We start from the raw sequence: 20,715 nt of genomic DNA, 5'->3' as shown, positions 1-20,715 counted from the left end.
GAATCTACTTTCGGGTCGGGATGGTGGAGTCGATGCCCTCCGGATAGCTGCCGCGAGCGGCCAGGCGACGGATTCGCAGGATGTCGAGTCCGACCCCGATCCCGTCGCGTACGGCCCGCACCGTCGAGGTGTCGCTGTTGACCACTTCGACAGGCACTTCCTTGAGCGAGAAGCCGTAGCGCTCGACGAGATGGAGCATCTCGATGTCGAACGCGAACCCGTCGACCCGACCCGCACCGAGCAACGCCTTGCCGACATCGGATCGGAACGCCTTGCAGCCGCACTGGGTGTCTCGATAGTTGCCGAGCAGCAGGAGACTGGTGGCCATGTTGACGGCACGGCTGCCGAACGAGCGCAGCGCCGAGGTGCCGACGAGCGTGGCCGACTCGTTGTCGTGCCGATTGCCGATGACGACGTCCCACCCGCCTTCGACGGCATCGAGCATCGCCAGGATCTGCACCGGCGCGTAGGCAAGGTCGGCATCGGTGAACGCGATCGTGCGGCCGGTCGCCGCGGCCACACCGACTCGCACCGCAGCCCCTTTGCCGCGATTTCGGGGCTGGACCACCACCTGATCCGCTCCGGCCGCCCTGGCGCGATCGGCGGTCGCGTCGGGCGAGCCGTCGTCGACGACGACGATCTCGAGATCGTCGGTTCGGTCGAGTTCGGCCAGGTCGGCCCGGATGCGCCGGACCGTGTCGGCGATCCGGGATTCCTCCCGGAAGGCCGGCACCACGACGCTGAGTCGCAGCGAGCCCGGCGGGTCCGGGCGTGGGGCCGGCTGGTCCTGTTCTCGGCGAACCGCCCGGAACAACACGAGGCGGTGGGCGAAGGCTCGGATCAGCGCCGCGAGCGCGAGTGCGGCGAGCTTGGCCACGGCCGGACGCAGCGAGTCGAGGGAGACGAACACCGCCATGTCGACGGCGCCGGCCACGAGCGCGACCGTGAAGAAGACGGGTGGTTGACGGATCCAGCGATCGAGCTGGTCGCCCCTGAGCGTCACCCGCGAATGGAGGGTGAGCGACGCGACCGATGCGATCACGAGTGCGACGAGGTCGGCCACGACCCGGGGCATTCCCGCCTCGGAGAGCCCCACCGCGAGCCCGTAGTCGACGACCGTGGCCGCGAGGCCGACGAGTGCGAATCGACTCGGGAGCGGGACGCGGTCGCCCACGGTCACCGGGAATCGACGTCCTCTGGCGGTGGCGCCGCGGCGGAGGAGTCGACCACGTCGAGCAGAATCCGCGCCGGGCCGAGCGCATTTGCTCGCAGGAGCGTCGTGCGTGCCAACCGCGGGATCGCCGCGAACAGCAACACGACGACGCCGACGACGGCCGGCCCGAACACCACCACCGACGCCGCGAGCTTGTCGCCGCCGGGGACGAGTCCGTCGACGCCGAGCACGGCGATGACGAAGAGCAGGAGCGACCATCCGACGAGCATGAACGAGGACCCGAGCGCGAGGAGACCGGATCGCTCGACGGCGGCGACCTCGCCGGAGATCCGCGCGAACTCGGTCCGATCGATCGTCCCGTCGCGGACGCCGTCGAGCACGGCGACCTGCGACGGCAGGACCTCGTCGAAGCCGGTCAGGTCCCACAGCGCCGCGCCGCCGTCGCGTTCGACGCGCCGGAAACGGCGACTGACGAACGCGAAGACCAATCCGATGAGGGTCAGACCCATACCGACCAATTCGATGCCCGAGCGTCCGTAGGTCAGCTCGACCTCGGTATCGGTCGGGATCACGACCATGAGGTTCGGGGCGACACGGTAGGGACCCTCGGCACCGGCGACGTCCCAGTTCGGGAAGTAGCTCGTCCGCACGAGCACCGGCAGACCGATCTGATCGACCTCGAAACGAATGGCCATGGTGTCGACCTCGACGTTGGAGACCTGGGCGACCTCGGAGTCGACGCTCGGCAGCCATTCATCGGAGATCTCCGCGAGTCTGCGCATCTCGACCACACGGTCGTCGGCGTCGAGCGCGGCGAGAAAGCCCTCGTCGTCGATGTCGTCGAGCGACGAGCGGGGCCAGTCGCTCGGGCCGTCGGCAGCGACCAGCGGGGTCTCGTGTCCGCTCTCCCACCAGGCCACGGTCGGGATGAGCCAGTCCTCGCCGCCGGCGTCGACGCCGTCGACGACCACCGGGAGATGATCGAGCCCCTCCACGACGGACTGGCCGTCGATCATGAAGATGACCCACGGGCCGCTCGTCGCGATCTCCGTGATGTCGTCGAGGGCGCGGGCCTGGGCGATGGCGGCTTCGGTCGCCGCCAGGTAGTAGCGCACACCCATCGTCCGCAGTCCTTCGACCCCCTTGGCGACATCGAGCGACGAGTACGGCATGTCGCGCATCGCCCGTGAGGGGCCCGCCGAGAGCTCGGACTGCAGGAGGAAGTGGTAGGGCGTGGTGGCCGAGGCCTCGAAGTAGAGACCCTCCATCGAACCGATGCAACCGTCGGTCCAGTGCGGGAGGAGCATCGGGGCCATCGGCGTGCCGTAGCCGCCGAGGCGATCGCCGTCGTACTCCCACAATGACTGGCCGCAACCGAACTCGCGCCCGACCTCGTCCATGGTGGCCACGAGGTTGCGATACTCCTCCGCAGTAGGACGCGCCTCGTAGCCGGTGAAGTTGTAGCGCATCCATCCTGGTCCGAGGTTGAGCTGGCTGGTGCCGAGACCACCCAACCAGTCGAGCCCGAACTCGGTGTTGCCGTCGTCGACGTAGAGGGATCCGGTGGGGAACGACCGGAGTGGGAAGGCCAGCGCCGTGATGATCACGATCGTCGCCAGCGCCGCCGGCGCCGCCGCCATCGCGGTCGGCCGATCGTGACGGATGTCGTCGGGGTTGCGCAGGTAGTCGGCGACCAGCCGGAAGATCTCCGAGAGCGCGATGCCGGCGAGCAGGTAGACCGAGAGGTAGTAGAAGGGCAGGATCCGCACGTTCCAGAGGCGTCCCTCGGGAAGCAGTAGGAAGATGACGGCGAAGATGCCGGCCGTCAACGTCAACGCCATCCCGAGCCGCACGCGGCGTATTCCGCAGATGACCGCGCCGATCAGCGCGAGGGCGATGAACACCTGGAGCGGGAGTTGGTTGTCGAGGAAGGTCTGCCCGCCGAAGTTGCCGCTGCGCGACCACAGTGCCTTGACGTAGTCGCGTTCCTTCCCCCAACCCATGTCGTTGAGGTACTTGGAGTTCCAGTAGAAGGGCAGTACCCAGAACGCCGACAGCAGGCCGGCGATCGGCCCCGCGACCAGCAACCACGAGATCTCGCGCCGACCCGGTCGCAGCAGAAGGAGGCTGGCCGTCACGACGAGCCCGAAGAACGCCGCGAAGAGGTGCGTGAGGCCGGCCAGCGCCAGCAGGCCGCCGGCCAGCACACGGTTGCGACCGGTCTGCATCCCTCGCGACGCGAAACCGATGTAGAGAACGGCGATCGAGAGCCCCATCGAGAAGGCGAACTCCCCCGCCATCGTCGACATGACGTTGCCGCCGTAGATGTTGTACGAGCGGTCGAAGAGGAACGGGAGCGTCATCACCGACAGCAGGGCGGGTCCGGGGAAGGCCAACCCGCCGAGTCGCCCCGCCGCATAGGCGGCCAGCGGGAGGGTCACGATGCCCGAGATCGCCACCATCTTCATCGCCACGCCGTAGGGAATCGGCACCACGAGGATGCAGGCGATCACGGCGAGGGCGGTGATGACCCCTCGCCACCGGCCCCGTGCGCGAGCGAGGTGGTGGACCAAGGAGCCGACCGCGAGGGGCAGGAGGATGCCGGAGACGGCGAGATCCATCGACGCGTCGTTGTAGGTGAACGGGTCGATGGGCGACCACGGGAGGATGCTCTCGGGATCGCGGAGCTGGCCGTCCCACCGCCACGACAGCGCGATGCTCAGCGCGCCGGCCCCCGCCATGCTCAGGATCCGTGCGGCGGGGTCGAGGCCGCGCCGCCGGGTGAGCTCGCCCACGGCGAGTACCAGCCCGACGAAGGCGTAGAAGTCGCTGTCGACCTGGAGCGGCCCGAGCGAGAACTCGATCCCGACGTTGACCATCACGATCGCGAGCGACGGGATGATCATGTAGAAGGTGAATGCCGGGAATCCGGCGTACCAATCGGGCGACCAGCCGGACAGCCGGAAATTGGGCAACAGCTCTTCCCGCAGGAACTTCGGGGCCCAGACATGGGCACCCATGTCGCCCCCCGTCGGGGTCGAGTCGACGAACCACGCCCACGGCGACATCGTCCACACCAGATAGAGGGTGACGAACGCGACGATGCCGGCCGTCGCAGCGGCGCGGCCGTCGAGGCGGCGGCGCGGCGGATCGGACCGCGCGGGGCTTGAGGTGGTCATGGCGCCCCTATCGTGCCACCGACGGCGGGTCTTCCGGTGACGGGTACCCTGCGGTCGCTACGGGGGTCCGTCAGCGACGGAAGCGGGCCCGCGGCGCCTGCGGTTCGCCGAGATCGCGGATCACGCCATCGAGGTTGGTCAGGCGGCCGTCGACCTGCCACCATCGCCGATCGCACTTCGCACAGCTGCACAGGGTTCGCTCCCCCGCGCCGACATTGATCGTGATCTGCACGAGCGGTGCGCTGCACCCAGGGCATTCCGAACTCGACATCTGCATCATTCCCCACGTCGTCCTTCGCTCCTCCTTCGGCGCGGAGAGTGACGGTGTGAGGCATATGTGGGGAAAATTGCACGTTGCGTGGTCGATTCCGACGCGCTCAGTAGATCTCTCGCAAAACGCCGACCACGGCGGTGGCGTTGAATCCGACATGGATCCAGATCGCCGTCCCGAGGCGACCGGTGCGGTGCAGGCCGAGCGCGGCGACGGCGCCGATCACGAAGAGCCCGGGGAACTGGAGCAGCTGGAGATGCGAGGCGGCGAAGATCGCCGACGATGCGGCGACCGCGGTGACGAGCGCGAACCGGCCGGCGCGCTCCATGTCGAAGATGCCTCGGAACAGCAGGCCGCGAAACACGATCTCCTCGGCCAGGGGCGCACCGATCACGACCATCACGACGAGCGCAGCCACGTCGATCGGACTGTTGGCGAGCGCGATGAGGTTCCTGGCCGGCTCCTCGAGTTCTTGTTGGTCGACGACGCGGCCGAGCGGCCAGTAGAGCAGGGGGACGAGCGCCACCTGCGTGACGATGCCGACCGCGAGGCCGGCGCCGAGGTCGACGGGACGCATCCCCCATCCCAGGTCGCGGCGCCAATCGAGGCCGCGGAAGCGAGACGCCAGCCAGGGCACACCGATGAAGCCGACCCACAACGGCGCGTTCACCGCCAACAACACCAGCATCGGGATGCGGTTGTGATCCGGCACGAGTCCCTGCCCGAACTGACCGGCGACACGACCGAGGTCGCTGCCGAGCGCGGCGGAGACGTCGAAGTCCCAGCCCCCACCGATGACGATGCCGCCTCCGATCAATTGCCCGAGGACGAAGCCGGTGCCGAGCGCGACGACCGCGAGGACCACGCGCCAGCTGGGGGCCGGCACCGTCGACGGTGCCGCCACTATCCGGCGTAGCGCAGGCGGTGCACCGTCGCGAGCGTCCGACGGTCGCGAAGATCCCACCCCTTGGGTGGCTGCGTACGGTCCGCATGGGGGGCACACAGGTCGTGATTCGCCGGCGAGTCCTCGGCGTGCAGGTCGTCGAGCCACACCGCCCGTTGGGCGTAGGCGTAGGAGAGCGTGGTGGTGGCCGGGCGGCCACAGCCGGGTCGGGCACAGCGTCGATTCACAAGCGGCATGGTAGTTGCCGATCAATCCAGGGACGGGGATCTCTGCGACCGCTCGGACCCGTCACAGGTCTACCCTCTACTCATGGCGTCCAACCCTCCTCCGCCCCCTCCGCCACCGCCTCGTAAGAACGAGAAGCCGGGAGGCGGCGCGCGTTCCGACGCCAACGGTTGGTCGCGCTACGCCGTGTGGATCCTCTTGGGTTCGGTCCTCGCGATCCTTGCGGTCAGCGTGCTGCTGCCCGGAGACGACCGCGAGTCGGTCGACTACTCGTTCTTCCTCGAGCAGGTCAATCGTGGCGATGTCACCGATGCCGTCTACGACAACAACGACGGTGGCATCGATTTCACGACCGCGACCGGCGATTTCCACACGGTCGGACCGATTCCCCTCCCCGACGAGGACAGCGCGCTCATCCGCGACCTGACCACCCTCGAGTTCAAGACGCCGCAGCCCAGCTTCTGGATGTCGATCCTCCCGCTGCTGCTCCCCATCGGTCTCATCATCCTCTTCTTCGTCTGGATGCAGCGACGGGCCCAGGGGCAGATGGGCAACATCATGTCGATCGGTCGCAGCAAGGCGAAGACCTACTCCACCGAGCGGCCCGGCACGACCTTCGACGATGTCGCCGGCTACGAGGGCGTGAAACGGGAGATCACCGAGGTCGTCGACTTCCTGAAGCACCCCGACCGTTTCGCCGAGATCGGGGCCCGCATCCCCAAGGGCGTCCTGCTCGTCGGGCCGCCGGGCACCGGCAAGACCCTCATCGCCAAGGCGGTCGCCGGCGAGGCCGGGGTGCCGTTCCTGTCCGTCACCGGTTCGGACTTCATGGAGATGTTCGTGGGGGTCGGCGCCAGCCGCGTCCGCGACCTGTTCGACTCGGCCCGCAAGTTGGGCAAGGCGATCATCTTCATCGACGAGATCGACTCCATCGGCCGCAAGCGCGGCGCCGGTCTCGGCGGCGGCCACGACGAACGTGAGCAGACGCTCAACCAGATGTTGGCCGAGATGGACGGCTTCGAGGCGACCGAGGGCATCGTGATGATGGCGGCCACCAATCGGCCCGACATTCTCGACCCGGCGCTGCTGCGTCCGGGTCGCTTCGATCGTCAGGTGATCGTGCCGCTGCCCGAGCTCGAGGACCGCAAGAAGATCCTGGCGGTTCACCTCAAGGGCAAGCACACCGCCGACGACGTCGACGTCAACGTCATCGCCCGCGGCGCACCCGGCATGTCGGGCGCCGATCTCGCCAACCTCGTCAACGAAGCCGCCCTCTTCGCCGTGCGCCGTGGTGGCGACACCGTGACCGCCGCCGACTTCGATGCCGCCCGCGACCGCGTCCTTCTCGGCATCGAGCGCCAGTCGATGGTGCAGAGCCAAGAAGACCTCGAGCGCACCGCCTACCACGAGGCCGGGCACGCCCTGTGCGCCGCCGTGCAGGAAGGCCACGATCCGGTCCACAAGGTGACCATCATCCCGACGGGCATGGCCCTCGGTGTCACGATGACCCTGCCCGCCGAGGATCGCCACACGATGGACAAGACCGAGGCCGAGCAACGCATGGTCATGGCGATGGGCGGCCGCGTGGCCGAGTCGCTCGTCTTCGATGAGTACTCGTCCGGCGCGGCCAACGATCTCCAGCAGGCGACCAACATCGCTCGTCGCATGGTCACCGAATGGGGCATGAGCGAGGCCGTCGGGCCGATGTCGCTCTCCGATGGCGGTCCGGTCTTCCTCGGCGAAGACATGATGCAGTCCCGGTCGCACTCCCCCGACACCGCCCGACTCGTCGACGACGAGGTCCGCCGAATCCTGATCCAGGCCGAGGACGGCTGTCGTGAGCTGCTCGTCGAGTACCGCAACGGCCTCGATCTGATCGCCCGGGCGCTGCTCGAACACGAGACCATCTCGGGCGCCGAGGTCTCGCGCCTCATCGACGTGTCGAAGGCCGGACCCCTGGTGGCCGAGCCCGAGGCACAGCCGGCCGAGGTCGCCGGACTCGACGACAACTGAGCATGGACCGGGTCCTCCTGGTGCTCGGTGGTGTGGCGATCGCCGGGTTCATCGCGGCGCTGCTCGGACGCTCGGCTGCGGCCCCTGCGGCCAACACCCATCACATCCCGCGCCACCTCGACCGCAACGACTTCTCACGACCGGATGCGCCCTGGCTCGTCGCCGTCTTCACGTCGGCCACCTGCGACACCTGTCGGGGAGTGTGGGAGCGGGCCCGGCACCTCGAGAGCGATCAGGTCGCGGTGGTCGAACTCGAAGTGGGGGCCGAGAAGGCACTCCACGATCGCTACAGGATCGACGCCGTTCCGACGCTCGTCATCTGTGATGCCACCGGGGAGGTCAAGCGGGCCTTCCTCGGACCCACCACCGCCACCGACCTGTGGGCCGCCGTCGCCGAGGTCCGTGAACCAGGGTCGGTCCCGCCCGACTGCCACACCGGCGAGATCTAGCCGAGCGGCACCGCCTCGGCGCCGCTGATCATCGCCACCAGCTGCACGTGGAGCGAGACATCGACCAGCTCGCGCCCGACCACGACCGGTTCCGACGACTCGATCACGGCGATCGGACGCTCCTCGGCGCCACCGTCGACGAGCAGGTCCTCGGATGCGATCACGGCTCGACGGAGCGGAGCGATCTCGATGTCGGCGATGGTCCGGGTCTCGCCGCCGATCAGGACCGACGCCGTCACGTTGGCGATACCGGTGGCCGACGGGTTGTAGATCACGATGCCACCGGCGTCGTTCTCGAGCGGGGCGACCCAGCGCACCGCAGCCGAGTCGGCTCCGACGGTCGCCGAGTAGTTCGTCACCCGACCGTCACCCAGCGGAAGGGAGCTCTCGCTCATGACCGCAACCGGAAGACCGGTGAGGGATCGGGCGACGATCGACATCGACTCGACACCGTCGAGTCGGGTCTCGTCGGCCAGCGGGATCTGCACCCCACGACCGGGGCGGATGGTCAGCAGCACGGGATCGAACACGACGTCGCCGTCGGTGACGATCTCCAGATCGACGTCCGCCGTCTCGGTTCGCGACGGATTCACCACCGTGATCGTGTCGTCCCGGCTGCCCCGGTGCACCACCGGGAGGAACCAGACCGGCGCGATGTCGGCGCTCGCCGGGGTCACGGCGAGCCCGGCGAGGGTCTCGCTCTGGACGACCTGGATTCGTGAGACGGCCACGCGACCGGCGACGACGTCGATGACCGCACTCACGCGGCCCGCGATGGTGACCTCCTCGGTGATGTCGATCGCGACGACCCGACGGGCCGGCACCACGATTCCGGTGACGGACTGCACACCCACATCGGCGTCGAAGACGATGTCGAGCACCGCATCGTCGAGGAACGGGTTGAGCACCAACAGCGCCATCTGCTCACCGAACTCGGAACCGGTACGGGTCGCCCCCGACGCGACCACCCAGGTCGTCGACGTCCGGGAATGGCACGGCGCTCGGTCGACCCCGATCGAATCGCCGGCGGCCGCGGCCGCGCCGACATAGGTCTGCTCCACGACCAGTTCGCCCGACTGGACCTCGACGACCGCTCCCATCCAGTCCGACTCGGTGACGAGGTCGGCGAGCCGGACCAGCCGACGCTCGCCGACCTCGACGATCTCCTCTGACTCTCGGGCATCCACACCGGAGCCCGCGCGAATGCCCGAGACGAGTGCCGCGGCCGGCGTCGAACCCACATTGACGAGCTCGAGTCCGACATCGGCGATGCCCCCGGGTCCGGATCCACCCGGGCAGAACCAGATCCCGTTGGGTTCGACCGTCGGCACCGAACTCATCCTGGGCTCCACCACCTCGGCGGTGGGGCGCTCGTTGCCATCGACGACGAACCCGGTGACGAGCGATGCCACCACCACGCCGACGACGAGGATCCGGGCGAGCCTCATCGGACACTCCGACGGCCACCGAGCCGAAGACGGGCCACCACCACGAAGGCGAGCACGAACGCGAACGCCTGGAAGAGCAGGGCCGCTTGGCGCCACACCGGGGTGTCGTAGCTGAGCAACGCTTCACCGCCCCGGTCGGGCAGGAAGGCGGTCGCCCAGCCCAGACTCCGCCGACGGCCCGTGCGGTCACCCTCGACCTGCAACTTCCAACCCGTGTCGGGGCTCTGAGCCAGGTAGATCTCGGTGCCCTCGGGGACGAGGCCGCTGACCTCGGTGTCGCGGCCGCTGAGCACACCCACGGTGCCGACGAGCGGCGCGGCGGCCAGATCGGCGACGTTCTCGCGCCCGTCATCGAACCCCACGCTCGCGGCGGCGCGCACACTGCTCCACTCGGTGTTGACATAGAGCGCCATGGCGGTGTTGATCCCCTCGACACGTCGCAGATCGAGTTGACGGGCGAAGGACTCCGCAACGAGTGGGTCGACCTCGCGTCCGGTGGTACTGAACGGTGCCGGCGCGAGACGATCGAGCACCACGATGTAGCGGATGCCCAAGCCGCCGAGGGTTCGACCGAGTCGCATCGTCTCGCCGTCGAACGCCGACCCGAGCAACGCGGGGACGAGGGCGGCGGCGCCCTCGTCGGCGGCCGGTCCCGCATCGGCCACGATCGGCAATCCGTCGAAGCTCGTCGACCAGGCCAGCGTGTCGGTCAATGAACGACCACCTCCCGGGATGTTCTCCGGAGCGGCGATCCACAACACCCGATAGCTCCCACTGTCGGCGGGATCGGCGAAGGGAAGGGCATCGCTGAAGTCGCCGCGCGGAAGATCCCAGCGTCCGCTCTCGGCGAGCGCGAGGGTCGGGATGGACGCGAGGAAGGCGCCCAGGATCGCCATCGGGAGCAACGCCTGGCGCCAACCGAACCCGGCTCGACGCATGTCGTGCTCGGCGACGGCAACGGCCGCACCCGTGGCGAGCGCGACACCGGCAGCCGCGGGGGCGAGCAGCAGGGCGGGATCGGGCAGCCCGAACGGGAGCACCCCCCACGACGCCGCCCAGACCAGCGCCCACGACGCCAGGGCGACCATCCAGCCCCGTGCCGCGAGCGTGAAGCGCCACGAACGGCCGACGAGCACCGCCAGGGCCAGCGGCACGGCCAGCAGGTAGGTCAGCGGGGATGCGTCGGCGGTGCCGACCGCGAAGGCGACGATGTCGCCGAGCGCGAGATCGGTGGCACCGCCGCTCCGACCGTCGGCGAACGGTGCCCAGGAAACACCGGTCGACAGCTGGTCGAGTACCTGGGGAAGCGCCATCGCCGCAGCGACGACCGCGCCCATCACCGTGACGGCGAACAGGCGGACGAGACCGTTCATGCGCCCCGTCAGCAGCGCCGCGAGGAGGATCCCGGCGAGGCTCGGGACGACGACCACCACCACTGCGGGGTCGAACAGGGTCGCGACCCCGAGCGACACGCCGAGACCGGCGGCCGTGCCGACCGCCGACTTCCACGGGCCGGCGACGCTACGGAACGGCGATGTCGCCTCTCCGTGCAACAACGCGGCCAGTACCCACGGCGCCACCGCGTAGCCGTAGAGACCGGCGATCGAGGCCGATTCGATCGCCACCCACGGGAGCGGCACCACCGCGTACGCGAGCAGGGCGCCGGTCTGAGCCCGCCGCGAACCGGTGACGACGAGCATCCGCCAGGCACCGAGGAGACCCGCGAGCACCGGCCCGAGAATCCACGCCAGACGAACGAGTCCGGCGGCCCCTCCCGACAGCCAGGTCAGGACCGCGATGGGCACCACCCCGCTACGGGGGGTGCCCGGACTCCCGAGGTCGCGATGGCGCCACCCGCTCCACCACTCCCCGACCAGATCGCCCGATGAGCCCCCGAACCCGAGGAAATCACCCACCGCGGGGACACCGTCGGAGATGAGGGTGCGACTGCCGAACAGCACGAACAGCACGACGATTGCGGCGCTCAGCGCGGCGATCCGGGCCGTACCCGTGCGCATGACCGTGCGGATCTGCTGGTCGTTGGTCCGCCGGCCGATCTGTCCCCGCACGAACGCGTTGATCCGAACGCTGCCACCTTCCTGCATCGCCCGAACGTCGCCGTGACGGGCCCGGATGAGGGGTCGCAGCGCCCGCCGTCGCGACCGCACCTCGCCGAGACGACGGATGTTCCAGAGCCAGGAGGACAACACGTCTCGCACATGTGAGATGCGACCGGTGAGCAGCGCGAGACCGGCCTCGCCCAGCGAGAGCAGTGCGAGCATCGGCAACGTCAGGAGCAACGAGAGCCGGCTCCCGGTGACGAGCACGGTTCGGAGTTGGTTTCGCGCCCTTGTTCGGCGGATGTCGTCGACCCCGGTCCGACCGTAGAGGTCCTCGCGGTGACGGACCCGGGCGTCGGGTACGACGAGCACCCGTGCCCCGAGCAGGTGCGCTCGCCAACACAGGTCGATGTCCTCACCCCGGTAGGGGATGCCGGGGTCGAAGCCGCCGAGCGAGCGAAACAGACCGGTGCGGACCAGCATGCACGCCGACGGGAGCGCGAAGACGTCGGCGACGGCGTCGTGCTGCTCCTGATCGAGCTCTCCGGGATCGACGATGTCGGCCGCGACCGCGAATCGATCGACGCTGTAGCCGACATGCTGGAGACGATCGGTGCGATACCAATCCACGAGCTTGGGCCCGGCCACTCCCGCGTTGGACCGCAGGGATTCGACGACCAGCTGCCGCACTGCGTCGGGTGCGAGGGCCACATCGTCGTGGCAGAGCAGGAGAAACGCCGGGTCGATGTCGGTGTCGAGGATCGCGTTGGCCGCTTGGGAGAAACCGACGGTGTCGCCCGCATCGACCACCGACGCTCCCGGAAGGGCGGCGTGGACGCGACTGTCGAGAGTTCCCGTGCTGCCTGCATCGACGACCAGCACCGACAAGCGGCCGTAGTCCTGGGTCGCGAGGCTCTCGAGCGTCTCCTCGAACCAGTCGCCGGGGTCGTGGGCGACAACGACGGCAACCACCGAAGGGGTTGCGTCGCGAGGCGAGGAGTCGGGTGTGTCGGCCACGATCGGCGAGGCTACCGCCCCACCGTCGCGCGGCGGGACCACCACGAACGGGTTCCGACCGGCGCGGGTTGAGACACCCGCGACCCAGCCGTAGAGTCATCGCCGATGCCCGGCTGCCTGGCGACTCGCGCCCTTCCCTCTTCCATTGGCGCCGCCTGAGATGCGCGCCCTGGTCACGGGGGCCAACGGTTTCGTTGGGACCCACCTCGTCACTCACCTTCGGGCGTGCGGAGACGATGTCGTCGAGTCGGCGGTCGACATCACCGAACGCGAGCGCCTCGCGGAGAGCGTTGCCCGCCATCGACCCGACGTCGTCTACCACCTCGCGGCCCAGGCCGATGTCGGCGGATCATGGGCCGATCCGATTCCCACCCTCCGGGTCAACGTCGAGGGCACGCTCAACGTGCTCGATGCCGCGGTCGCGGCCGGCGTGCGTCGCGTCCTGGCCGTCACCAGCGCCGACATCTACGGACCGGTGGCCGATGCCGACCTGCCACTGACCGAGGACCAACCGGTTCGTCCGGTCAGCCCATACGGTGCGAGCAAGGCCTCGGCCGACATCATGTGTCTGACCGCCGGCCTCGCGCACGGACTCGAGGTCGTTCGGGCTCGCAGCTTCAACCATCTCGGCCCCGGGCAGAACGACAAGTTCGTCGCCAGCGCCATCGCCAGCCGGATCGTCGACAACGAGCGCAGCGGCGAGACCGTCGTTCGCGTGGGCAATCTCGAGGCCCGACGCGACTTCACCGACGTCCGCGACGTGGTCCGGGCCTATCGGCTCCTGATGACCGATGGCGACGCCGGCGAGGTCTACCACGTCTGTTCGGGTGTCGACCGACCGATCCGTGAGCTCGCCGAGCTGCTGATCTCGATCTCGGGACGCGAGATGGAGCTGGTCGCCGATCCCGACCTCTTCCGCCCGGTCGACCTCAAGGTGCTCCGCGGTGATTTCTCGAAACTCCGGCAGGCCACGGGTTGGTCCCCCGAGATCGACATCCGGACCACACTCGCTGATCTCCTGCACTTCTGGCGCACTCACCCCGAGGGCGTCGAACGTCCCCTGATCACCTGACCGCAGTACCAGTTCTCTCGAATCCCGTTCTCTCGAAACCAGCTCTCTCGAAACCAGATCTCTCGAAACCAGCAAGGACCAACGTGGCCAAGCGCGCACTCATCACCGGCATCACCGGACAGGACGGCTCCTATCTCGCGGAGTTCCTGCTCGAAAAGGAGTACGAGGTGATCGGCATGGTTCGCCGATCGAGCACCGTCAACTTCGAACGGATCGCCCACATCCAGGACCGGATCCGGTTCGTTCCCGGCGACCTGCTCGACGAGGTCTCGATGATCGAGATTCTGCGGACGTACCGGCCGGTGGAGGTCTACAACCTCGCCGCCCAGTCGTTCGTGCAGACATCGTTCGGTCAGCCGGTCCTGACGGGCGAGACCACCGCGCTCGGCGTGACCCGGCTCCTCGACGCCATCCGCCTCGTCGACCCCGAGATCCGGTTCTACCAGGCCAGTTCCTCGGAGATGTTCGGCAAGGTCCAGGAGGTCCCCCAGACCGAGTCGACCCCCTTCCACCCCCGCAGCCCCTACGGGGTCGCCAAGGTCTACGGGCACTGGATCACCGTGAACTATCGCGAGAGCTACGGCCTGCACGGAACGTCGGGCATCCTGTTCAACCACGAATCGCCCCGCCGCGGCATGGAGTTCGTGACCCGCAAGATCAGCCATGCGGTCGCCCAGATCAAGCTCGGCAGGATCGACGAGTTGCGCCTCGGCAACCTCGACGCGAAGCGGGACTGGGGATTCGCGGGCGACTATGTCGATGCCATGTGGCGGATGCTGCAGCGCGACACACCGGAGGACTACGTCATCTGCACGGGCGAGACGCATTCGGTCCGTGAGTTCTGTGAGCTGGCCTTCTCCCACGTCGATCTGAACTGGGAGGACCATGTCGTCATCGACGAGACGTTCATGCGTCCGGCCGAGGTCGACCTGCTGGTCGGCGACGCGTCGAAGGCGGCCGACGAGCTCGGCTGGGTCCCCGAGACCTCGTTCGCCGATCTGGTCCGCATGATGGTCGATGCCGATCTCGACCTTCTCGAAGGACGCCTTCGCGGCCTCGCGTGATGCACACCGTGCTGGCCGGCGGCGTCGGAGCCGCCCGGTATCTCCGTGGTGCGCTGGAGGCCTTCGAGCCGTCGGAGGTAATTGCGATCGTCAACGTCGGTGACGACGTGACGATGCACGGGCTTCGGATCTCGCCCGATCTCGACACCTGCACCTACACCCTCGCGGGGGCCATCGATCCGGAACGGGGCTGGGGCCTCGTCGACGAGTCGTGGCAGGCGATGGCCGAGCTCGGCCGCTACGGCGGCCCGAACTGGTTCGGTCTCGGCGACCGCGACCTCGGAACCCACCTGTACCGCACCGGACGACTCGCCGCGGGTGTGTCGCTCACCGAGGTCACCCGGGAGATCACCGAGGCATGGGGGCTCCGGTGCCGTCTGCTGCCCGTCACCGACGACCCCATGGAGACCCGGGTCACGCTGGCCGATGGCACGGAGATCGGTTTCCAGGAGTACTTCGTGCGCCTCCAACACGATGTCGAGGTTCGGTCCGTGCGGTTCGCGGGGGCCGACGATGCCGTCCCGACGGCCGAGGCCCTCCGGGCCATCACCGACGCGGCGACGCTGGTCATCGCGCCGAGCAACCCGATCGTCTCGATCGGTCCGGTGCTCGCCGTCCCGGGAGTCGCCGACGCGGTCACGGCCCGCCGATCCCACAATGTCGCGGTGTCGCCGATCATCGGCGGCAAGGCGCTCAAGGGACCGGCCGACCGGATGCTGCGCGAGCTCGGCGAGGAGGCGACCGTCGTAGGCGTCGCTCGCCGCTATCGAGACCTCGCGGCCACGCTCGTGATCGACGAGGTCGACGCCCACCTCGTCGACGAGATCGAAGACGTCGGCATGCGCGCCATCGCCATGCCGACGATCATGTCCGAGCCCGGCGTCGCCGCGGCCCTCGCCCGCGCGTGCCACGAGGCAGGAGCAACCCCATGACATCGCTCGAGATCATCCCGATCACCGGCATCGGCGAGGTGCGCCCCGGCGACGACCTCGCCGATCTGATCATCGCGGCCGACACCGAGGTGCTCGACGGCGACTGCCTGGTGATCACCCAGAAGGTCGTCTCGAAGGCCGAGAACCGGCTGGTCGACATCGACCCCGACGATCCGCTGTCGCACAAGCCTCTCGTCGAACGCGAATCGGTACGCGTGCTGCGCCGCCGGGGCGAGCTCATCATCTCCCAGACCCACCATGGCTTCGTCTGCGCCAACGCCGGGATCGACCTGTCCAACGTCGAGCGTGGTCAGGCGGCGCTCCTGCCCGTCGACAGCGACCGCTCGGCCCGAGGGATCAAGGACCGCCTCAAGGCCCGAGCCGGACTCGACGTGGCGATCATCGTCAGCGACACCTTCGGTCGCCCCTGGCGCCGTGGGGTCACCGACGTGGCGATCGGCTGCGCCGGCATCGGCGCGATCGTCGATCTGCGCGGCACCACCGACGCCCTCGGGCGCGAGCTCATGGTCACCGAGGTCGGCGTGGTCGACGAGATCGCATCGGCCGCTGATCTCGTCATGGGCAAGGCGGAGGGCATCGCCGTCGCGATCGTCCGAGGACTTCCGCCCGAGTGGTTCCGGCCCGGAAGTGTCGTCGACGAGATCGTCCGCGATCCGGCCGACGACCTCTTCCGGTAGCGCCACCCTTCCGATCGCCGCCCGGGTCGGGCTAGACGTAGCCGTTCGGATTGTTGGACTGCCATCGCCAGTGATCGCGCAACATCTCGTCGAGGCCGCGCGTCGCCCGCCATCCGAGGAGTTCGGCGGCTCGCTCGGTCGCGGCCCAGGTCTCGGCGATGTCGCCCGGGCGCCGCTCGACGATCTCGTAGGGGATCGGCGTACCCACCGCTGCTCCCGCCGCTTCGATCACTTCGAGCACACTGTTGCCGACACCCGTGCCGATGTTGACCGGCGTTGCCCCGCGGAGCCCACCGGCGAGCGCATCGAGCGCGGCGACGTGGGCCTCGGCCAGATCCATCACGTGGATGTAGTCGCGCACGCCCGAGCCGTCGCGGGTGGGATAGTCGGCGCCGAACACCCGCACCTTGTCGAGACGTCCGACGGCGACCTGCATCACGAACGGCACCAGATTGTTGGGAATCCCCGTGGGGTCCTCGCCGATCGAACCGCTCGGATGGGCGCCGACCGGGTTGAAATAGCGCAGGAGCACCACATCGATCGGCAGCGCACGGGCCGCGTCGGCGAGAATCTGCTCGCTCATGTACTTGGTCCAGCCGTAGGGGCTCTCCGCACCCGTCGGGGCCGCCTCGGTGACGGGATTCTCCTCCGGCTGTCCGTAGACGGTGCACGACGAGGAGAACACCAGGCGGCCGACTCCGTGTGCCGCCATCGCATCGGCGAGGTTGATCGTCGAGCCCAGATTGTTGCGGTAGTAGTCGAGGGGCTTCTCCACCGACTCCCCCACCGCCTTGTACGCGGCGAAGTGCACGACCTCGTCGATGTCGTGGGTCGAGAAGACCCGGTCGAGGGTCTCGGTGTCGAGGAGATCACCCTCGACGAACACGAGGTCCGGTGTGGTGAGGGACCGCACCGCATCGATGGCCTTGACAGAGGCGTGCGAGAGGTTGTCGATCACGACGACATCGCGGCCCGCCTCGTGGAGCGCGACGGCGGTATGCGATCCGATGTAGCCGGCCCCGCCCGTGACGAGAGTGGCCATCAGTCGCTCTCCGGCACCCTTGCGCCGGTGAGGGTGGCACCGGCATCGACGGTGACGTCGGCGCCGATCATCGACAGGCCGGTGATCTCCGCCCGCTCGCCCACCACCGCCCGGGGACCGATGATCGATCCGTCGATCACGGCGTCGGCGCCGACCGCGGCACCGGTCGACACCACCGCGTTGCGCACGACGGCGCCGTCGGCGATCGATGCGCCGTCCATGACCACCGAGTGCTCGACCGTCGCCCCGGCCGCCACGGACGCACCGGCCGCGACCCCGCGGACCTTCTCGCCGCGCACCCCGTCGAGGAGGTCCATCTGGACCTGCAGGTAGGTCAGCGGTGTGCCCGCGTCGACCCAGTAGGCCTCGGACTGCACCGCCCAGAGGCCGCCGTCGGCGACGATGGCCGGGAAGGTCTCGCGTTCGATCGACACCCGGCGGTCGGGGGCGATCCGTTCGAGCACACTCGGCTCGAGCACATAGGTCCCCGCGTTGATCCAATTGGTCGGCGCCTCACCGGGAGGCGGCTTCTCGACGAAGCCGAGAACCCGGCCCGCGTCGTCGGTCGGCACCACGCCATAGCGCGACGGATCGTCGACCGGGGTCAGGGCGATGGTGCCCTCCGCGCCGACCTCGTGATGACGGGCCCACAGCGCGCCGACATCGAGGTCGGTGAAGACGTCGCCGTTGACGACGATGAACGTCTCGTCGATCCTGGCTGCCTGCGCCGCGAACCGCACGGCACCGGCTGTGTCGAGCGGTTCCGGCTCGACGGCGTAGCGCACGGCGACGCCAGCGCACGTCGCGTCGGGATACGCCTCGCGGAACACGTCTTCTTTGTACCCGAGCGACAGCGTGACCTCGTCGACGCCGTGGCGACCCAGGCCTCGGATCACGTGCTCGAGCATCGGCCGGTCGATGACCGGCAGCATCTGCTTGGGTGTGGTGAGGGTGAGTGGGCGCAGGCGGGTGCCGAAACCACCGACGAGTACGACTGCCTTCATCACCGCTCCTCCACGGTCGTTCGCCGCCTCACTTCCGGGGCGAGACGCCGATCACTCGCTGTTCGACGAAGAGCCCGTGTCGCCACTGTCGGTGGCCTCGGCATCGTCGGCGGGAGCCTCGGTGGTCGTCGTGGTGGTGGTGGTCGTCGAGTCGTCGGTCGCGTCGACCTCGGGGTCGGGCAGGCCGAGGTCTTCACTCTCCAGGTTGGTCGTGCCGGTGCTCAGGTCGAGCTGGGCGAGCACTTCCGCCGACGGTGCCGGGGCATCCTCGCCCACGGGGACCTTCGCGATGGTGAACGCTTCGCGTTCGCCCAGGAATCGGATGTCGGCGAAGTCGGAGCGGTAGGTCGTCTCCATCTCCACACCGTCGGGACCGTCGACCGTCCACCGGGTGACCACGATCTCGCTGTCGGCACCGTCACAGCCGGTCGAGTTGTCGATCGGCACGAAGTCGGCATCGAACGAGCCCGTGGCGTCGATCACGTCCTCGGTGACCACGAGACCGGAGGAGTCGAAATAGACGCCGAGGCGTGCATCGGTTCCGGTCGCACTGCTGTTGAACGGATGGATGTGGATGAGGCCGTCGGCATGGGTGTGGATGCCGTCGGGGTCGGTCTGGGTCTGGATGGCGCTGCGCACCGTGCCGCAGTCGTAGACCTCGTAGGCCGAATGCCAGTGATCACTGCGGAACGGGGCGACCTGCTCCTCACGAGACGACCGAGCGGCGAGAACGAGACCGATGCCGAGGACGACGACGGCCAGCACCAGCAGCGGGAACCCGCGCTCACGCTTCTCGCCGACACCGCGCGAAGAGGCAGCCGCTCGCGCTGCTCGTTGGACCTTCTTGGAAGAACTTGCCTTACCCACGAGCGACCACGCTAGCGGTCGGGCCGACCACTACTGCGCGCACCCTGTGGGATTCGTTCAGCGGCCGTGGCGGAGGTCGTCGAACAGTTCGACGTAGGCGGCGGCGACACCGGCCGGCGAAACCCACTCCTCGACGAAGGCCCGACCCCGCTCCCCCATTCCCACGCGATCGGCGGCGGCGAGCATCTCGACGGCGGCCGCGAACGCGGCGGGGTCCTCGGGCTCCACGGCCACCCCGGCGTCGATCGACCGGACGACGCGCACGACCTCGGTGCCGTCGTCGACCGCAGCGAGCACCGGGCGTGCGGCCGCCAGGATCGAGTACAGCTTCGAGGGGACCGACGAGCGACCGAGACCGCGCCGCAAGGCGATCACGTGGATGTCACCGGCGGCCAGCACCTCGGGGAGTCGCTCGACAGGCTGGAGATCGACGAACCGGACGTTGTCGAGGTCGGCCGCGTCCTCCTCGAGCCCGGGACGCGTCGAACCGCCCCCGTTGATCACGAACAGGAGGTCGTCACGGTGCCGCAGGGCGCGCGCCGCGTCGATCATGAGACCGAGGGGCTGGCTGAATCCGAGATTGCCCGCGTACATGACGACCGTGCGATCACCGAGACCGAACTCGTCGCGATACCCGTTGGCCCGCGGACCCGGCACGATCCGGGCCGTGTCGACGAAGTTCGGGATGACCCGCACCTCGGTGCCACCTCTTCCGGCGAGCTTCTCCTCGACGTTGTCGCGCAGGTCATCCGACAGGACGGTGACCGCGTCGGCCCGCCGATAGATGAACCGTTCGAGCCAGCGCAACACTCGGATCACCCTCGGGCTCGAGATCGCCCCGACCTCGACGGCGACATCGGGGAACACGTCCTGGATGTTGAAGACGAACGGCGCCCGTCGCGCCCGGGCCGCCACCCACCCGGCGAGTCCGAGTGTCAACGGCGGCGACATGGCCAGCACGACATCGGGTCGGCGGCGTTGGAACAGCGAGAAGATGCCCGCCAGCACCGTGAACCCGGCGAATCCGGCGGCCCGGGCCGGGATGTTGCGCTTGTCGGTGGGGAACGGATGGACGCGGGTGATGCGACCCCACGGTGTGGTCTCGCGGCGTACGAGGCGACCCGCCCATCCCGGCTCGATGGCGTGTGACGTGTACCAGGGAAGCGACGTCACGATCTCGAGCTCGTGGCCGGCATCGGCCAGACGGTGGGCGATCTCGCTGATGACCACGCCCGTCGGAGCCACGTCGGGCTCGAAGTGGGGGCAGATCACCAGGATTCGCACGGGCGGCAGCCT

Annotated in this window: 17 protein-coding genes; 6 read left to right on the top strand and 11 right to left on the bottom strand. The window is 68.8% G+C overall.

What is annotated here, in order from left to right:
• Window positions 1-4: 4 nt before the first annotated feature.
• From R2707_02145 to R2707_02125, 5 genes are all read right to left on the bottom strand, one after another.
• Window positions 5-1,180 (bottom strand): glycosyltransferase, encoded by a 1,176-nt coding sequence (locus tag R2707_02145; protein ID MEZ5243871.1) that lies wholly within the window; start codon window positions 1,178-1,180, stop codon window positions 5-7.
• Window positions 1,177-4,353, bottom strand: a complete 3,177-nt coding sequence (locus R2707_02140; GenBank protein ID MEZ5243870.1) for a hypothetical protein — start codon at window positions 4,351-4,353, stop codon at window positions 1,177-1,179. Before R2707_02140 ends, R2707_02145 begins: the two co-directional genes overlap by 4 nt.
• Window positions 4,354-4,423: 70 nt before the next feature.
• Window positions 4,424-4,585, bottom strand: a complete 162-nt coding sequence (locus R2707_02135) for a hypothetical protein (protein ID MEZ5243869.1) — start codon at window positions 4,583-4,585, stop codon at window positions 4,424-4,426.
• Window positions 4,586-4,730: 145 nt separating this feature from the next.
• A complete protein-coding gene (locus tag R2707_02130) occupies window positions 4,731-5,510 on the bottom strand; it encodes a CPBP family intramembrane glutamic endopeptidase (GenBank protein ID MEZ5243868.1) in 780 nt (259 codons plus the stop codon).
• A gap of 17 nt (window positions 5,511-5,527) precedes the next feature.
• Window positions 5,528-5,755 carry a DUF3499 family protein gene (locus tag R2707_02125; GenBank protein ID MEZ5243867.1) on the bottom strand — a complete coding sequence of 76 codons (228 nt, stop codon included), beginning with the start codon at window positions 5,753-5,755 and terminating at the stop codon, window positions 5,528-5,530.
• An 82-nt stretch (window positions 5,756-5,837) separates the two neighbouring features.
• Here R2707_02125 and ftsH point away from each other — a divergent pair, with 82 nt between their 5' ends.
• Window positions 5,838-7,766 carry an ATP-dependent zinc metalloprotease FtsH gene (ftsH, locus tag R2707_02120; GenBank protein MEZ5243866.1) on the top strand — a complete coding sequence of 643 codons (1,929 nt, stop codon included), beginning with the start codon at window positions 5,838-5,840 and terminating at the stop codon, window positions 7,764-7,766.
• 2 nt (window positions 7,767-7,768) lie between these two features.
• Entirely contained in the window at window positions 7,769-8,215 is a 447-nt protein-coding gene (locus R2707_02115; protein MEZ5243865.1) for a thioredoxin family protein, read from the top strand.
• Here R2707_02115 and R2707_02110 read toward each other — a convergent pair.
• On the bottom strand, window positions 8,212-9,663 hold the full coding sequence (locus tag R2707_02110) for a hypothetical protein (protein ID MEZ5243864.1): 1,452 nt from the start codon (window positions 9,661-9,663) through the stop codon (window positions 8,212-8,214). The genes R2707_02115 and R2707_02110 overlap by 4 nt on opposite strands.
• Window positions 9,660-12,740 carry a glycosyltransferase family 2 protein gene (locus tag R2707_02105; protein ID MEZ5243863.1) on the bottom strand — a complete coding sequence of 1,027 codons (3,081 nt, stop codon included), beginning with the start codon at window positions 12,738-12,740 and terminating at the stop codon, window positions 9,660-9,662. The genes R2707_02110 and R2707_02105 overlap by 4 nt, the downstream gene beginning before the upstream one ends.
• Window positions 12,741-12,900: 160 nt before the next feature.
• On the opposite strand from R2707_02105, the gene R2707_02100 reads away from it, so the two are divergent.
• The 4 genes from R2707_02100 (at window position 12,901) to cofE (ending at window position 16,506) form a co-directional block, all read left to right on the top strand.
• Window positions 12,901-13,812 (top strand): GDP-mannose 4,6-dehydratase, encoded by a 912-nt coding sequence (locus R2707_02100; GenBank protein ID MEZ5243862.1) that lies wholly within the window; start codon window positions 12,901-12,903, stop codon window positions 13,810-13,812.
• 83 nt (window positions 13,813-13,895) lie between these two features.
• A complete protein-coding gene (gmd, locus tag R2707_02095; GenBank protein ID MEZ5243861.1) occupies window positions 13,896-14,876 on the top strand; it encodes a GDP-mannose 4,6-dehydratase in 981 nt (326 codons plus the stop codon).
• Window positions 14,876-15,808 (top strand): 2-phospho-L-lactate transferase, encoded by a 933-nt coding sequence (gene cofD, locus R2707_02090; protein ID MEZ5243860.1) that lies wholly within the window; start codon window positions 14,876-14,878, stop codon window positions 15,806-15,808. Before gmd ends, cofD begins: the two co-directional genes overlap by 1 nt.
• Window positions 15,805-16,506 carry a coenzyme F420-0:L-glutamate ligase gene (gene cofE / locus R2707_02085; protein ID MEZ5243859.1) on the top strand — a complete coding sequence of 234 codons (702 nt, stop codon included), beginning with the start codon at window positions 15,805-15,807 and terminating at the stop codon, window positions 16,504-16,506. Before cofD ends, cofE begins: the two co-directional genes overlap by 4 nt.
• Before the next feature lie 31 nt (window positions 16,507-16,537).
• On the opposite strand, the gene galE is transcribed toward cofE, so the two are convergent.
• The 4 genes from galE to R2707_02065 are packed head-to-tail and all read right to left on the bottom strand — an operon-like array spanning window position 16,538 to window position 20,703.
• Entirely contained in the window at window positions 16,538-17,548 is a 1,011-nt protein-coding gene (gene galE / locus R2707_02080; protein MEZ5243858.1) for a UDP-glucose 4-epimerase GalE, read from the bottom strand.
• Entirely contained in the window at window positions 17,548-18,552 is a 1,005-nt protein-coding gene (locus R2707_02075) for an NDP-sugar synthase (protein MEZ5243857.1), read from the bottom strand. The genes galE and R2707_02075 overlap by 1 nt, the downstream gene beginning before the upstream one ends.
• Before the next feature lie 51 nt (window positions 18,553-18,603).
• Complete coding sequence (locus R2707_02070; protein ID MEZ5243856.1) at window positions 18,604-19,419, bottom strand: hypothetical protein; 816 nt, start codon at window positions 19,417-19,419, stop codon at window positions 18,604-18,606.
• Window positions 19,420-19,476: 57 nt separating this feature from the next.
• Complete coding sequence (locus R2707_02065) at window positions 19,477-20,703, bottom strand: glycosyltransferase family 4 protein (protein MEZ5243855.1); 1,227 nt, start codon at window positions 20,701-20,703, stop codon at window positions 19,477-19,479.
• Window positions 20,704-20,715 lie beyond the last annotated feature (12 nt).

It is taken from the genome of Acidimicrobiales bacterium (assembly GCA_041394245.1).
In the GTDB taxonomy this organism is placed as follows: Bacteria; Actinomycetota; Acidimicrobiia; order Acidimicrobiales; family Aldehydirespiratoraceae; genus JAJRXC01.
Note: the sequence above shows the minus strand (reverse complement) of the source record. Positions and strands in the feature narration are given on the sequence as shown.